Origin of the sequence: Marinomonas sp. (assembly GCF_965225885.1) — a bacterium.
GTDB lineage: Bacteria > Pseudomonadota > Gammaproteobacteria > Pseudomonadales > Marinomonadaceae > Marinomonas.
Genome location: NZ_OZ245329.1, coordinates 4403985 through 4419889 on the forward strand (window position 1 = coordinate 4403985; position 15905 = coordinate 4419889).

Below are 15905 nucleotides of genomic sequence, written 5' to 3' on the forward strand. Positions count from 1 at the left end.
CATGAAACAAGCACAGTATATTAATGGTCAATGGATAGCAGGCGAAGGCCAATTGCTCCGCTCTATCGATCCAGCGGACGCCAGCTTAGTATGGCAAGCCAACACAGCCACATCAGGCCAAGTAGATTTAGCCATCAAGGCGGCTCGTGCTGCTTTTCCAGCTTGGGCAAATCGTCCTTTAGCAGAACGCTTAACCATTATTGAAACTTTTGCCGAGCTCGTAAAAGAACACAGCGAAGACATCGCCACAGCCATTAGCCGCGAAACAGGTAAACCTATCTGGGAAACCCGCACCGAAGCCGCCGCCATGGTGGGTAAAGTCGCCATTTCACAACAGGCTTACCATGAGAGAACCGGCGAAAAAACCACGCCGATGCCGGGTGCCACAGCTCGATTACGCCATCGCCCACATGGTGTCGTTGCCATATTTGGCCCTTATAACTTCCCGGGGCATTTACCAAACGGCCATATCGTCCCAGCATTAATTGCTGGCAACACAGTCGTTTTCAAACCAAGCGAACAAGCACCAGCAACATCAGACTTGATCATTCAATTATGGGAAAAAGCGGGCCTGCCAGCAGGCGTACTTAACTTGATTCAAGGCGAGCGTGAAACTGGTGTTGCCATAGCAAATCATCAAGGAATCGATGGATTATTCTTCACCGGTAGCCCGCAAGTTGGTCATATTTTACATAATGACTTTGCGGGTCATCCGGGCAAAATCTTGGCATTAGAAATGGGCGGCAATAATCCATTATTAGTGTCTGAAAAGGTGGCAGATCAACGCGCGGCCGTACATGAAATCATTCAGTCAGCGTTTATATCAGCAGGACAACGTTGTACTTGTGCCCGTCGTTTATTATTGCCCAAAGGCGCGCTAGGTGATGCAATTTTGCAATCCCTTATTACTGCAACCAAAGCCCTAAAAATCGATCGCTTTGATGCAGTTGACCAACCTTTCATGGGGCCAGTGGTTTCAGCTCCAGCCGCCGACGGTTTGCTACAAGCCTACCAAAAGCTGATTAAATTAGGTGCCTCTCCGATCCTAGAAATGACACGTGGCGACAGCCAAACTGGCTTTGTCACACCGGGCATTATCGATGCCACAGACATGCTAGACGAGCTTCCAGATCAGGAATACTTCGGACCATTACTTACTGTGATTCGTTATGACTCCCTGGATCAAGCAATGGACATTGCCAACAACACCAAGTTTGGCTTGTCTGCGGGTCTCTTATCCGATGATGCAGCTGAGTATGAATGGTTCTTACAGCATAGCCTCGCAGGCATAATAAACTGGAACCGCCAAACTACCGGCGCATCCAGTAACGCGCCATTTGGTGGTACAGGTGCCAGTGGCAACCATAGAGCCAGCGCTTATTATGCCGCAGATTATTGCGCGTACCCTGTTGCCAGTATTGAAGCCGATAGCCTAACCATGCCCGAAAAACTCGGCCATGGCATAACGCTTTAGTACTCCATAGAGAACGACAAAGAAAACTTAGATTCAGATACGACAAGAGGCAATTATGAACACAGCGACAGAAGCCAATTTTGACGGCTTAGTGGGCCCAACCCACAACTACAGCGGCCTATCTTTTGGTAACGTCGCGTCATTGAATAACTCTGCACGCCCATCCAATCCGAAAGCGGCGGCAAAACAAGGCTTGGTAAAAATGAAAGCTTTGGCGGATCTAGGATTCGTACAAGGTGTACTCGCGCCACACGAACGCCCGCACATCCCTACGCTACGCCGTTTAGGTTTTTCTGGTACTGATGCCTATATATTGGAACAAGCCGCTAAACAAGCACCAAAACTGCTTGCAGCGGTTAGCTCTGCGTCTTGTATGTGGACAGCCAATGCCGCAACCGTATCACCAAGTGGTGACACCAGCGACAATCGCGTGCATTTCACGCCAGCAAACTTGGTAAACAAATTTCATCGTTCCATCGAACACGAAACCACTGGCGCGATTTTACAAGCGACTTTTAGGGACGATAAACACTTCGCTCACCATCAAGCTCTGCCTAGTGTCGACCATTTTGGAGATGAAGGCGCAGCAAATCACACACGTTTTTGCCATGATTATGGCGAACAAGGCATCGAATTCTTCGTTTACGGAATGGAAGCTTTTAACAGCAGCGCACCACATCCGGTAAAGTTCCCTGCTCGTCACACTTTAGAAGCCTCCCAAGCCGTGGCGCGTCTTCATGGATTATCCCCAGATCAGGTGGTTTACGCACAACAAAATCCAGATGTCATCGACGCTGGCGTTTTCCACAATGACGTGATCGCCGTTGGTAATCGAAATGCGCACTTCTATCACCAAGAAGCCTTCTTAGATACCGCCAAGATGAAGCAAGACCTGCTTACCGCTTGGGGAGACAGAGCGTCTAAATTTCACCTCATTGAAGTACCAAGCAGCGCTGTGTCGGTTCAAGACTGCATCCAGTCTTACCTGTTTAATAGCCAACTATTAAGCCGTGGCGACGATGACATGGTGCTGGTTGTACCGGGAGAGTGTGAGAATAATGCTGCGGTTTGGGCGTATTTAAACAGCCTAGTTGCCGGTCAATCGCCGATCAATGAAATCAAAGTCTTCGACCTTAAACAAAGCATGAGCAACGGCGGCGGCCCAGCATGTCTAAGACTTCGAGTAGCCCTGACACTGGCAGAGCAACAAGCCATTAATCCATCAACACTGATGAATGACGCCTTGCTTGAGCGTTTAAATATCTGGGTAGATAAGCATTACCGTGACGAACTGCATGAGAAAGACCTTGCCGATCCGCAACTGTTAATCGAAAGCCGCAACGCATTAGATGAATTAACTCAGATAATGGACTTGGGAAGTGTTTACGAATTTCAGCGGTAGGATTATCACCCCAACTAAATGCTACTCCCCTGCCAAGGGTTGGGAACAAAAATGTCTTAGCTCCTCCCCCTGCCAAGGGGGAGGCTGGGAGGGGGTTACTTTCTTAGAAATGCTCGCCATTCTCGTAATAATCCTTGCCCTGTAGATCATGAAACAAAACCGTAATGTCTTGCCCACTATCCACCAGCGGCCTAACCAACTCTTCGATGATTAACGCCACTTTGCGTTTCACTTCATCACCTCGGTCAAACCACAAAACATCAAAAAACGGATAAGCAGGAGAAGCTCCACCGACTGCAAGGTAGGTTGTTGCTTGGTACTCCAGAGTAAAATGCGAATTAGGCGTATCAGTCATTTCAGCTAAGTTTTCTATCAGGATATCTGCGATAGATTCTAATTCGTCAAAAGCTAGTCCACGAACACGTAAATGAGGCATAAAAATCCTTAGTCGATATCAACAATTCAGCAGTAAATAATGCCTTATTTACTAACCTTCATCCACATAATCGAATGAACGAGTTTCAATCACCTTGCCGTCCTGAACAATATCAACACTCCATTTACCATCAAACCCTGGCATTAAACGCTTGCTTGACCATACTCGCCAACGATCACCACCAATATCAAACCCAACGTCCGCTTGGTCTTCCCCATCCAGTTTCCAGCGATGAATCACTTGGCTGCCAGACATATCACGCAGATCAGTAAAGAAATACACTCGTTGTATTTCGCCGTATTCTACATTTACCGTTGGACCAATATCATCAACCGGCTCACGGTCAACAACATCTGTTGAGAATTGGGCACGAGCTACAGTACCTTCGGCCCAAGCTGGCAATGTCATCGCGAATGATAAAATACCAACCAAAGCAACTCTAGTTAACGTTTGCCACATATTAAAATCCTATTGTACTTATATTAAATGTTTGCATTAACAATGCGTGAACCAGCCAATTTTTTGCTGCTCTTTAACTTTAAATTTAGAGATGAATATAACCATAAAGTTAACTGAAAATTGTGTAAAAGAAACGAGAGTTTTGTGTAGTTTTGCAAGCCTCTCGCTTCTTTCGTGTCAAATAATAGCTAACTTTTTATTTAGGCTTTCTTTCAAGGAAATATACGTGGAATGGAGTGAATACTTACTTTTCGTGTCGATCAGCCAAAGGCGTCGAAAAGGTATATTCCATATCCCAAGGGAAACGAATCCATGTATCTTGGCTCACTTCCGTAATAAACGTATCAACCAATGGCTTGCCAGCAGGTTTTGCGTAAATAGTTGCAAAATGCGCCTTTGGCAACATCTCACGGACTTTTGCCGCAGTACGTCCGGTATCCACTAGATCGTCAATCAGAATAAAGCCTTCGCCGTCACCTTCAACGCCTTTCAAAACGTTAAGCTCTCCTTGCTTCATTACTCCATCGCCTTTCTCGCCGGCACCGTAACTAACGATACAAATAGTATCGATCAAACGGATATCCATTTCGCGACATAAAATAGCCGCAGGCACTAAGCCACCACGAGTAATCGCAATAATTCCCTTCCAAGGACCTTGCTCAAGCAAACGCCAAGACAAAGCGCGAGCATTCCTATGTAACTCTTCCCAAGATACCGGAAAATCTTTTGAATACGGGGTCATCAAAGCTCCTACGCCTTTCGCTATTGGTTTTGATTTCTCAATTATGTACCACAGAAGGAATAACATAATACAAGAAAAGATTGAGTGGAAATAAAAGATTAGGATTTTAGCGGTAATGGTAGTCCGGCCGCAACAAAAGTTACCCGATCGGTCAATTTAGCTAGCGCCTGATTCATAGCGCCAGCCTCATCACCAAAACGCCTAGCCAGTGCATTCATCGGCATAATACCTAAACCCACTTCGCTCGATACTAGAACCAAATCCCCTTCAAACGCCTCCACTGCTTTCAAGAGCGCTTGTTTTTCCTCTTGCAGACGAGTTTCATCTTCGAGGCACAATAAGTTCGTAATCCACAAGGTAAAACATTCGACGATCACCGCTTGATAAGGTGAATTGAGGGAGTTTAAAACGCTTGCCAGCGCTAACGGCTCTTCTATTAATTGCCATTCACTCGGTCGGTTGTCTTTATGCTGACGAATACGATCCGCCATATCGTCCCACACTTGAGACGTCGCCACATAACAAACTGGCTTTCCGCTGGCTGCTACTTGTTCTTGAGCAAAGGCACTTTTACCACTGCGAACGCCGCCTAATACGAGATGTTTCATGCTAGCTGCCCCCTTGAAAAGCGCTGCGTTTGGCCTCCTGCCGTTTTTAATAAGCGAATCAGCGCGCTATTCAAAGCGTCCATTTCATCTAGAGCTGGTAATGCTACACGTATCCAGCCTTCTCCCAAACGCGTATGAATGCCGACTTGATGCAACATTTCAAAGACTTGCTTAGCGTATTCTTCACTTTCAAGAGTCCAAGTGACAAACAACGGACTCAATGCATAATCTTGGGAGTCAAAAATAGTATTGAATTTGGGTATCACACGCTCAACAAAAGCGGCTTGTCGTATTTTTAAACTTTGCAACGCTTGAGACTGCCAAGCTTTATCGGCAAACGCCAATTGCACCAAATGCAGACTCGGCGTCGCAACGGGCCAAGGCCCCAATAAGTTTTTGAGAGCGGTTTGCCATTTTTGAGCACAAAAAACAAAACCCACACGTGCACCAGCCAAACCAAAAAACTTACCGACAGAGCGCATGACAAACAGTGACTCACTCAAATCTTCACCTTGTTGACTATTCAACAGGCTCAGCTCAGGGCACGCATCAACAAAAGCTTCATCCACTACGATAGAGGCGCCCTGCTGCTCAGCGTGAGTAATCAACTGAGACAAAATCTTGGCAGATGCAACTTCACCCGTTGGGTTATTCGGCTGAATCACCACAGCAACTGCCCACTTTTGTTCTAGCAAGTCTTCCAAAGCATCGTAATAGACAATTTCAAAGCCCCATTTTTTCCAAGCAAACGCATGTTCCTGATAACCGATGCGAGGCACAAAAACGCACAGATTGATTGAACCTTTATATTCTCGCAACATTGGCGGCAAAGACTCGATAATATGCTGCGAACCCGCACCAATCGCATTAGGACGACGACCAAAATAACGCTCGGCCTGTTCTAATAAGCCGGCTTGATCGGGTAAATCCATCCACAAGGAAGGTGCTACATCAGGAATCGGCCAAGGTTCACGATTACACGCTGAGGACAAATCCAACCAATCTAATGCTTCACTGCCAACCTTACGCTGCCAATAAGCTAAATCGCCACCATGTTTCGGCGGCGTGCTTTCTAACTTCGAAGTTTTTAGACCAACAGACATATAACCAATCCCCATAAATAAACGCTTTTATCCACCAGCCAAATAGCCTCTTTTAAATGTTGAGGCGTCGATAAATCACCTTCGCCCAGAATCGGTCTGGTTTCTATTTTTCCAAAATACGGCGCTTCGCCACCTAACTGAATCCCCAAAGCGCCCGCCCCAGCCGCCATAACAGGGCCAGCATTGGGGCTTTTCCAACGGGCCGAAGGCCGGCGTGCACTACGAATAGCAGAACGCCACTTTCCACAAGCAGCATAGCTATAAACAACAAGGCGAGCTGGAACATAATTCAGCACATCATCAAAGCGCGCCGCAAACCAACCAAAATACAATAACGACTCCGTTTTATACCCCCACATGGCGTCTAACGTATTGGCAAGGCGATACAAAAGCACACCAGGAGCACCAAATATAAGAAACCAAAATATCGGTGCAAAAATCGCATCACTGCCATTTTCTAAAACCGATTCAATCCCTGCTTTTGCTACAGCCGATTCATCTAAATTTTGCGTATCACGGCTAACGATATAACTGACGGCATGACGCGCTTCATCAAGTTTTTCAGCCGACAATGAAGAGACTGATAACGGCTGATAAATCGCCAAGGCATGCTCACGTAAACTCTGCCAACCAATGGCAAAATACAGCACCAACACAGATAACAAAGCATCTAGCCAATCAGGCAATAACCACTGCAGGGCCAATAAGATCAGCAACCAAGGCAAAACCGCTACCAGCCAAGCCAGCACGCCAACCAGCCATTGACGAGCTTGAGAAGCTTCTAAGGGCAATTGGATATGCTTACGACAAAGATCTACCCAGCGGCCAAACCAAATAAGAGGATGCCACGTTTTTGGCTCGCCTAATAAGCGATCTAGCACCAAGGCAGACACCAAGATTAAACTCGTGCTGGAAGAAAAAGCTAAAAAATCATCAAAAAAGGCATCAACAATACTGTCTAAATTAGAAAGGATCATAAATATAGGTCTTTTTTTCACTTAACAAGGTGAATAGGTAAGGTAGAATTCTATCACCTTATTGATTTGAAGCGTGATGATACTGAATGCCAGCCTTTAGTTTAATGATCCAAGGAACCACCTCGGACGCCGGAAAAAGCACCCTAGTCACGGCGTTGTGCCGTTTATTCGTTCGTCGAGGCATTTCAGTTGCGCCATTCAAACCGCAAAACATGGCATTGAACAGTGCGGTCACGCAAGACGGCAACGAAATCGGCCGAGCTCAAGCCGTACAAGCCTACGCCGCTGGGCTTGAGCCACATGTAGACATGAATCCGATTCTACTCAAGCCAAATACAGACACGGGCGCACAAGTCATTATTCAAGGCAAAGCCGTGGGCAACATGAACGCTGTGGGCTATCACGAATACAAAAGCATCGCCAAAATCGCCGCGCTGGATTCTTATCATCGCCTAGCCGAGCAATACCAAGCGGTTTTAATCGAAGGCGCTGGCAGCCCAGCAGAAATCAATTTACGCGCACGCGACATCGCCAACATGGGGTTTGCTGAAAGCATCAATTGCCCAGTTATTATCATTGCCGATATCGACAAAGGCGGTGTATTTGCTCACCTCGTTGGCACGTTAGACTTACTCAGCCAAAGCGAGCAAGACCGAGTAATTGGCTTTGTGATTAACCGTTTTCGTGGCGACATCAGCTTGCTGCAATCTGGCTTAGATTGGCTAGAAGAACGCACTGGCAAACCGGTTTTAGGCGTATTGCCTTTCTTAAAAGGCTTTCATCTAGAATCCGAAGACGCCGTCGCCAAAAGCCCAATCAAAGCCGACACCAATGCTAAGCTAAATATCGTCATCCCTATTATGCCGCGCACTAGTAATCATACGGATTGGGATGCGTTACGCCTTCATCCAGATGTCCAAGTCACCCTTGTTGGTGCCAACGAAAGCATTCCACCGGCCGATCTTGTGATTCTACCGGGCAGTAAAAGCGTACAAAGCGACCTCGCCTTTTTACGCCAAGAAGGTTGGGAAGACTACTTAAACAAACACCTTAGATACGGCGGAAAAGTCATGGGGATTTGCGGCGGATATCAAATGCTCGGCGAGCAACTACTCGACCCGCTAGGGCTGGAAAACCAACATGCCAACACTCAATCAGCTGGCTTTGGCTTTATACCAATGGAAACCGTCCTCAAAGAAGAAAAACAACTTAGGCAACGTAATGGAAAGCTCAGGTTAACAGCAGACTCAAACCATTGCCCGAAAGTCACGGGCTACGAAATCCACTCTGGTGTATCGAGCTTTGCAGCCAATACGACGATAAACCACTTCGCTCTCTTAGAAGACGGAGAAAAAGAAGGCTACATATCACCAGACGGTCAAATCATCGGCACCTATCTTCATGGCGTATTTGACCACCCAGAAGCCCTACAAGCTTTACTCAACTGGGCCGGCGTCGACCAAGCCACCACTTTCAACTACGACCAATACCGCGACAGCGAAATCAACCGACTCGCCGACAGCACCGAACAACACATGGACATTGATGCGCTAATTGAACAATGCAGAGGCTTCCAAAATATTTAGGCTCACAGCATCTAAGCTGCTACGTGCCTAGAAAAATTAATCGACTGAATACCCGTTGGGGTTTTTACTTTGCCAATTCCAAGCATCGCGACACATGGTTTCTAACGATAGCTGAACTTGCCAACCCAACTGTGTCGCCGCTTTTTGTGTATCGGCATAAAACTCTGCGATATCGCCTGCACGTCTTGGCATTATTTCATAAGGGATTTTTTGATTCGATGCTTTCTCAAACGCATGAACCACATCCAATACACTAGAACCTCTTCCAGCACCTAGATTATACGCCTCAATGCTCTTCTCTTCTTGGTTTGCTAGCTTTTCTAATGCTTTGATGTGACCTAAAGCCAAATCCACCACATGAATATAATCCCTTACGCCTGTGCCATCATGAGTCGGGTAATCACCACCAAACACACTTAGCTTTTCACGCTTCCCAACAGCAACTTGCGTAATAAAAGGCATCAAATTATTAGGGATGCCATTTGGATCTTCGCCAATCAAGCCGCTTGGATGAGCCCCAACAGGATTGAAATAGCGTAATAAAGACACATTCCATCGCGGATCAGCAACAAAAGCGTCCTGTAAGAACTGCTCTATCATCACTTTGGTTCGACCATACGGGCTAGTTGAACTTAATTGAAAATCTTCGACATAAGGAATTGGATTACGATCACCATAAACGGTTGCGGAAGAACTAAACACTAAATCAAACACGCCGTGTCGAGCCATGACGTCTAACAAAACCAGCGTGCCTGTTAAATTGTTGTGATAATAAGATAAAGGAATCTGTGTCGATTCACCGACCGCTTTTAAACCAGCAAAGTGAACGACAGCATCAATAGAATGCTTTTGAAAAACGCCATTCAACGCAGCAGCATCAAGTAAATCGGCTTCATAAAAAGTCACTGTTTTACCAGTAATATGCTCAACTCGATTCAACACTTCAGAGTTAGAGTTACAAAAATTATCAACGACAACAACACTATAACCTTGGTTTAATAATTCCACGCAAGTATGGCTTCCAATAAAGCCAGTCCCACCAGTTACTAAAATGGTTCTCATGCTTCTCTCTATAAAAGGTCTATTCTTGTTTAACACAGTTTATCAAACTCATGCCACTTCCCTTGGTGAAGCAATGCGTTTGCCTTCATAACGACGTAATACGATTTGGAAGCGTACAATTAGAATCGCTGCTAATAAAGTCAATCCCGAACCTAAACCGATGTAAAAACCTCGTAGCGATAAGGTTTCTGCCCAAGAGCTGTAATGAGACAACCAAAAGCCAAACGGAATACTCAAACCAAACAAAGACACAGCAAAAGCGATCATGGTTGAGCGCGTATCACGGAAACCACGTAATGCGCCAGTGAACACGGTTTGCAGCATGTCAGGGAATTGATAACAAGAAGAGATCAGTAAGATACTCGCCGCCAAGGCCACCACTTCCGCATTGTTGCTATAAATATACGGAATCTGGTTATGAAACACCTGAGTAATAATAAAACAGGTACTCACATAAGAAAGCCCTAGCCAGACAATCACTCGAATGCGTTTTCTAACGCCATCGACACCTTCTTTAGACATGGCTTTCGCAACAACAATCGCCGTCACCGCGCTCATTGCCATCATAGGCGTAAACAAGAACGAAGTGTAAGACATGACAATCTGACCGCCACCCAATGCCAAATCGCCAAAAGATGAAATCAACCAGGTCATAGAAGAAAACAGGCCAACTTCAAAGGCAAAGGCAAAACCCGCTGGTGCACCAACATTAAGAAGAATCGAGAACTTACGCGTGTAACGCCACACTAGGCGAGTAAATAACGGCGTTTTATTAATAAATCGGTCATATACAAAAAACATAGAGACTGCTAAATACAAAGATAAAGCAGACGCCAATGCCGCGCCTTTGGCACCCATTTCTGGAAAGCCAAAATTGCCGAAAATCAGCACATAGTTAAATAAGATATTCAGTACTAAGCCAAAACTAGCGACAAACAGCGGAAAGCCAGGCCGACCAGCCGCTTCAAACAAATTTTTGTACGCCGTCATCAACGCCAACATAGGAAGAGCAGGCGCGAAGATATACAAATATGAAACAGAAACTTGTCTCGTCTCCTCTTCCGTTGCCATTAAACTAGCAAAATACGGTAATAAGAAGATCGCCACCAAGCTTGCTAGTAAGCCAAGTGCAACAGACAAGCCAACCGCTTGCGACATATAAAGATTAACCAGTTTGGGCTGTCGTCCGTGCAAGTGACGCGTTACCAAAGGCGTAAGGCAAAATGTCACCCCAATCAAGAAGCAACCAACCGGCAGCCATAAGCTAGACGCCAAACCAACCGCCGCCAAATGCAACGCGCTGTAATGCCCTAGCATGATGGTATCGACCACACTAATCGACAGCTCCAATGTCATCGTCAGAACCATAGGAAATAACAAATGCAAGACTTCTTTTAACACAGGGAAACGCTTAACCACACATCACCGCCGACTATCCATAGAAAACACCAAAAAATAGCCGAGCAATTTACCACCGATCACCAAATATTGCACTCAATCACCTGTCGTGCTTTCAGGCCGACAAAGAACTCTCAACATCAAACCTCACAACACACGACTTGTATTTACACCTCAATACCGAGAAAATGCCGCTCCAGCATTTATAAGACACGTCTAGGAAGACTATTCTCGCATGACTATTCTCACCACACTTGGCCCATTATTAATCGCCCTACTCTTTGGTTACTGGGTCAATATCAAGGTATTCACGCCAACTCGCGTGGCAAAAGGCTTAGAACAGCTGGTTTATCTTATTCTAGGCTTAATCGGCTTCAGCCTTGGCGCATTAGACAATTTAGCCGAAAAGCTATTCATCGCAGGTTACCAAGCGATTATTTTCTTTGTCCTAATCAGCGTATTAAGCCTAGGTGGTTTATATCTTAGTGGCCTACGTTTTGGTGGTACACATGCCGATAACCTCGCCCAAGGTCCATCTGATAGCAAGTCCCATGCATTGATGGATGCAGCAAAAACCATCGCTTGGGTAATAAGTGGCGTCATCGTAGGCATATTTGCCAAAGACTGGCTAACGGGTGTAGACGAGCTGGTAACTGGCTTGCTGTATGTTTTGCTATTTCTAATCGGTTGTCAGCTTCGCCAAGGAAATCACCGTCTACGTAAGCTTTTTTTAAACTCTCAAGGCGTCATCATAGCGCTTGTCACTATCTTCACTACGTTACTTGCAGGTTGGATTGGCAGCTTTGTATTAGGCCTAAGCTGGAACCAAGGGCTTGCAGTCGTCTCTGGCTTCGGCTGGTACAGTTTGTCTGGCATTCTTATTACTGGCCTAGGCGATCCTGTACTTGGCACCACAGCCTTCTTGCTCGACCTTGGGCGTGAAATCTTGGCACTCATGCTGATTCCATTTTTAGCAAGGCTCAACAGCCACATGTCGGTGGGTTATTCCGGCGCCACCGCCATGGACTTTACCTTACCCATGCTAGGCAAATTTCACGGTGCGCAAATCATACCTGTGTGCATCGCCAGCGGCTTTATTATGAGTATTCTCGTGCCGATTCTTATTCCGTTGTTTATGGGAATTCATTAATAAAGTGTGAGAAGCCTTCTATTTGTCAGATATATGTAAAGACACACAGTCAAAAAAAACAGCTTTCGCAAACTCTGTCATGCTTTTGTAAAAGCGATTGTCTCGGCAAAGAGCAGCGGATTAATCTCGTTACACGTCTTGTGCTTTGTGGAACCGTTCTTGAAAGTCAACGTTCTTGAAAATCAAAGAAAGATCTTTTGGAACTCAAACAAAGTGTGCAGGTGAAGGGGTCGCTTTGGTAACATGAAAGCATATAAACTGGCATAAACAGCCTACCTTATGTTAGAACACTCATGTTAGACAGAAACGACGGATCTGATTTTGCAAAGCACAAGGCGTATACCATTGTTCCTGCTTTGTTTTCGCCCCATGAAATGCTGGTCAAAAATTGCGAATCGAACTCCGTCTTAATGCTTTACATCACAAAGTGATAAATCAACAAACAATGGAACACCTTTCCTTATGAAAAAAATAGCTATGAAAAAAACTCTTATTGCGGCGCTGGTCATGTCATCCGTTTCTTTTGCGTACGCAGCAGACAGCGCGATTAAACTAGACACCAAAGAACAACGCCTTGGTTACAGTATTGGCACCATGCTTGGTAAACAAATGTCACAGAACTTTTCAGAACTAGATACGCAAACCTTTATGGCAGGCTTCCAAGATTCCTTTGCTGGCAAAGAAGGCAAAATGACAATGGATGAGGTAACTAAAGCCATCCAAGATTACCAGCAAGAACAAATGAAAAAAGCACAACTAGAACAAGAAAAAGTAGCAGAAGAAGAGAAAGCCGCTTCCGCAGCTTGGCTGAAAGAAAAAGAAGCCGAAGATGGTGTGAAAAAAACAGACTCAGGTTTACTTTATAAAGTCATCACAGCAGGCAAAGGCGATAAGCCAAGCGCCACTGACACAGTAAAAGTAGACTACGAAGGCAGCTTAATAGATGGCACTGTATTCGATAGTTCATACAAACGTGGCGAAGCCATAACTTTCCCATTGAATGGCGTCATTCCAGGTTGGACTGAAGGTCTACAGCTTATGCCAGTTGGCTCTAAATATGAACTATACATTCCAGCAGACCTAGCATACGGTCCTGGTGGTACAGGCCCTATTCCACCAAATGCAGCGCTTAAATTTGTAGTTGAACTACATGACATCGAAAAAGTAGATGCCCCAAAAGCAGATGCTGCGAAATAAATAAAAACACTAACAAAAATGGCCGTCATTAATTAGATGACGACCATTTTTTAAATATTGCCCACAAAAAAAGCACAACGCCCTTATTTCAGAACTAAAGCGGGTAAAAGCTTCAGAACAATACAGCGACTTAGTGACATAAAATGTTTAAGCGAATTTATTTAACCTTTTACGAGATCACCGTCAGATCGTAGTCAAATTTCTAATTATGAATTCCAGTCACTATTTCTAAGCGTTTCTATATAATCTAAAAGCGTCCGCTTTGCTGACCAACCTAAGGCCTTTGTCTTATCGGTCACTACTTCTGCAGTCATTCTGTTGCCTTTTCTTTCTGGAAGCATTTCGACATCACCACCAAACATGTTGGCAACCTCTAAAATACTAAAGCCTTCTTCACTACCAATACCAAATTCATCTCCATAACCATGCTCGCCGACTAACACTAAACCATCAATTATATCTTCAATATGAGTAAAGTTTCGTTTCTGTGAACCGGGACTAACGACAGTAAGCGGTTCCTTATTGCGCATTTTCTCTTTAAATAAAGCAACCAATGTCGCATATTTACCCGTTTGTATTTCTCTATCGCCATAGACGTTGTAAAAATAGGTAATGGCGTAGGGAACGTTGAACCAACTTCCATAATTCATCACGAGCTCAGTGTTACTGGCTTTTGTCCAAGCATAAGGTGACGCGCTACGACCAAACCCACCATCACCAAATTTGGTGCTACTTCCGGCATAAAGTATTTTACAACCTACTTTTCTAACAAATTCTAATACTGCAAAAATACCGTCTTTGTTATAAGCCCAAACCTTCTCTATATCATCAAAACTCTGTTCAACCCTAGAATATTCACCCAGGTGATAAACCATGCTTGGGACAAAATCCACAAGGGTGGAGATACAGGGCAAACGCATGAACGCTTTTTGATCAGTTGATGCAGCATTTGCATTCAATCCGTGTTTGATTAATGATCGTGCCTTTTCGAAGCCGATGACCTTATTAGAACGTATGATGCAGCTAAATGACCCACGCCAACAAGCAAAATGTACCCATGATTTAGGGGAAGTCGTCTTTATGACGACCTGTGCAATACTTTGTGGTGCGGATGATTGGAAGTCTATTCAGCTCTTTGCTGATACTCGAAAGGACTGGTTTAAACAGTATCTTCGATTACCTGGTGGCATTCCATCGCATGATACCTTTAACCGTTTATTTTCTTTGTTGGATCCGGCCTGTTATCGAGAAATGTTTTGTGGCTGGGTTCAAGATATGTTGATGGATACCCCATTATCGGGTGTCGTCGCGATTGATGGAAAGACGGTGCGGGCGTCGCGCTCGAACAAGCACCAAGCAATTCACATGGTGAACGCTTGGGCCTCGCAGGCAGGCGTGTCTCTTGGTCAATACAAAGTTGATAAAAAATCCAATGAAATCACAGCTATTCCTAAGCTACTAGACCAACTAACTATCAAAGGTTGTTTGGTCACAATGGATGCCATGGGGTGCCAGAAAGACATTGTCTCCAAGGTCATTGAAAGAGAGTCCGATTATTTGGTTACCGTAAAAAGTAACCAGAAAACGTTACATAAAGAGTTGGTTACCTACTTCGACCATTACTGGGCAAACCATATACAAGACACGCTAAGTGATCAATTTTTTGAGCAACAAAACGAAACCCATGGTCGCAAGGAGCATCGTCGATGCTGGGTCACGATGGATTTATCTTCCCTGTCTATTGCAGCAGAATGGCAAGCTAAAACCGTCGCCGCGATACAATCAGATCGAGTTTCTAATGAAAAAGGCCGAAGCCATATTCGTTATTTTATTTCCAGTAAAGCGATGACGGCGGAAGAAGTGCTAAAGGCTACTCGTGAGCATTGGGGGGTCGAAAATCAGCTTCATTGGGTGTTGGATGTCTCTTTTGGGGAAGATCAGTGCCGAGCTAGACAGGGTTATGCTGCAGAAAACCTAGCCACCACCCGACAAATCGCTTTAAATTTATTAAAGCAGGAAACAAGTTTGAAACTGGGTATCAAAAACAAGCGCAAAGCCTGCGGCTGGGATGATAAGTATCTGTTTAAAGTGATGGGACTGGTTAAATAATATTCATGCGTTTGCCCTGGGTGGAGATATCTTTCGTATCACCCCGAATATAAGTAACGCCATCAATATGATTCAATTCACTACCCGTAAAGTAGTTATCGAGTGAGTACACATCATAGCAACCCATTTTAATAAGACGTTCACACAAGTGACTACCAACAAAGCCTGCACCACCTGTGACTAACACTTTTTTATTGCTCAT

General features: G+C 45.0%; 16 protein-coding genes. 6 read left to right on the forward strand and 10 right to left on the reverse strand.

Annotated features, from left to right (window positions below; genetic code table 11):
* The first annotated feature begins 1 nt into the window (after position 1).
* Positions 2–1474: a succinylglutamate-semialdehyde dehydrogenase gene (astD, locus tag ACO05V_RS21055; protein ID WP_421856223.1), complete on the forward strand. Its 1473-nt coding sequence runs from the start codon at positions 2–4 to the stop codon at positions 1472–1474.
* A 55-nt stretch (positions 1475–1529) separates the two neighbouring features.
* Positions 1530–2876, forward strand: coding sequence for an N-succinylarginine dihydrolase (astB, locus tag ACO05V_RS21060; RefSeq protein WP_421856225.1), 1347 nt, complete (start codon positions 1530–1532; stop codon positions 2874–2876).
* Between the two features lie 103 nt (positions 2877–2979).
* Here the strand turns inward: astB and ACO05V_RS21065 are convergent, their stop codons facing one another.
* The 6 genes from ACO05V_RS21065 to cbiB form a co-directional block, all read right to left on the reverse strand.
* On the reverse strand, positions 2980–3312 hold the full coding sequence (locus ACO05V_RS21065; protein ID WP_421856228.1) for a DUF1904 family protein: 333 nt from the start codon (positions 3310–3312) through the stop codon (positions 2980–2982).
* A 51-nt stretch (positions 3313–3363) separates the two neighbouring features.
* Positions 3364–3771: a DUF2914 domain-containing protein gene (locus tag ACO05V_RS21070; protein ID WP_421856231.1), complete on the reverse strand. Its 408-nt coding sequence runs from the start codon at positions 3769–3771 to the stop codon at positions 3364–3366.
* Positions 3772–4015: 244 nt separating this feature from the next.
* Positions 4016–4513, reverse strand: a complete 498-nt coding sequence (gene gpt / locus ACO05V_RS21075; protein ID WP_421856234.1) for a xanthine phosphoribosyltransferase — start codon at positions 4511–4513, stop codon at positions 4016–4018.
* Between the two features lie 98 nt (positions 4514–4611).
* Positions 4612–5121 carry a bifunctional adenosylcobinamide kinase/adenosylcobinamide-phosphate guanylyltransferase gene (cobU, locus tag ACO05V_RS21080; protein ID WP_421856237.1) on the reverse strand — a complete coding sequence of 170 codons (510 nt, stop codon included), beginning with the start codon at positions 5119–5121 and terminating at the stop codon, positions 4612–4614.
* Positions 5118–6239 carry an aminotransferase class I/II-fold pyridoxal phosphate-dependent enzyme gene (locus ACO05V_RS21085; protein ID WP_421856240.1) on the reverse strand — a complete coding sequence of 374 codons (1122 nt, stop codon included), beginning with the start codon at positions 6237–6239 and terminating at the stop codon, positions 5118–5120. The genes cobU and ACO05V_RS21085 overlap by 4 nt, the downstream gene beginning before the upstream one ends.
* On the reverse strand, positions 6209–7201 hold the full coding sequence (cbiB, locus tag ACO05V_RS21090; protein ID WP_421856243.1) for an adenosylcobinamide-phosphate synthase CbiB: 993 nt from the start codon (positions 7199–7201) through the stop codon (positions 6209–6211). Before cbiB ends, ACO05V_RS21085 begins: the two co-directional genes overlap by 31 nt.
* Before the next feature lie 86 nt (positions 7202–7287).
* On the opposite strand from cbiB, the gene ACO05V_RS21095 reads away from it, so the two are divergent.
* Positions 7288–8787 (forward strand): cobyric acid synthase, encoded by a 1500-nt coding sequence (locus ACO05V_RS21095; protein ID WP_421856246.1) that lies wholly within the window; start codon positions 7288–7290, stop codon positions 8785–8787.
* A gap of 36 nt (positions 8788–8823) precedes the next feature.
* Here ACO05V_RS21095 and galE read toward each other — a convergent pair whose 3' ends face one another.
* Positions 8824–9849 carry a UDP-glucose 4-epimerase GalE gene (gene galE / locus ACO05V_RS21100; RefSeq protein WP_421856249.1) on the reverse strand — a complete coding sequence of 342 codons (1026 nt, stop codon included), beginning with the start codon at positions 9847–9849 and terminating at the stop codon, positions 8824–8826.
* A 48-nt stretch (positions 9850–9897) separates the two neighbouring features.
* Positions 9898–11268, reverse strand: coding sequence for an MATE family efflux transporter (locus ACO05V_RS21105; protein ID WP_421856252.1), 1371 nt, complete (start codon positions 11266–11268; stop codon positions 9898–9900).
* Positions 11269–11482: 214 nt separating this feature from the next.
* On the opposite strand from ACO05V_RS21105, the gene ACO05V_RS21110 reads away from it, so the two are divergent.
* The gene (locus tag ACO05V_RS21110; RefSeq protein ID WP_421856255.1) at positions 11483–12397 is read left to right on the forward strand and encodes a lysine exporter LysO family protein; all 915 of its coding nucleotides are present in this window, start codon (positions 11483–11485) and stop codon (positions 12395–12397) included.
* Positions 12398–12859: 462 nt separating this feature from the next.
* The gene (locus tag ACO05V_RS21115) at positions 12860–13594 is read left to right on the forward strand and encodes an FKBP-type peptidyl-prolyl cis-trans isomerase (RefSeq protein ID WP_421856258.1); all 735 of its coding nucleotides are present in this window, start codon (positions 12860–12862) and stop codon (positions 13592–13594) included.
* Between the two features lie 206 nt (positions 13595–13800).
* Here ACO05V_RS21115 and ACO05V_RS21120 read toward each other — a convergent pair whose 3' ends face one another.
* Complete coding sequence (locus ACO05V_RS21120; RefSeq protein WP_421856261.1) at positions 13801–14553, reverse strand: NAD-dependent epimerase/dehydratase family protein; 753 nt, start codon at positions 14551–14553, stop codon at positions 13801–13803.
* A gap of 37 nt (positions 14554–14590) precedes the next feature.
* On the opposite strand from ACO05V_RS21120, the gene ACO05V_RS21125 reads away from it, so the two are divergent.
* A complete protein-coding gene (locus ACO05V_RS21125) occupies positions 14591–15703 on the forward strand; it encodes an ISAs1 family transposase (protein WP_421847783.1) in 1113 nt (370 codons plus the stop codon).
* Here the strand turns inward: ACO05V_RS21125 and ACO05V_RS21130 are convergent.
* Positions 15696–15905 (reverse strand): NAD-dependent epimerase/dehydratase family protein, encoded by a 210-nt coding sequence (locus tag ACO05V_RS21130; RefSeq protein WP_421856264.1) that lies wholly within the window; start codon positions 15903–15905, stop codon positions 15696–15698. The two genes, ACO05V_RS21125 and ACO05V_RS21130, sit on opposite strands and share 8 nt — an antisense overlap.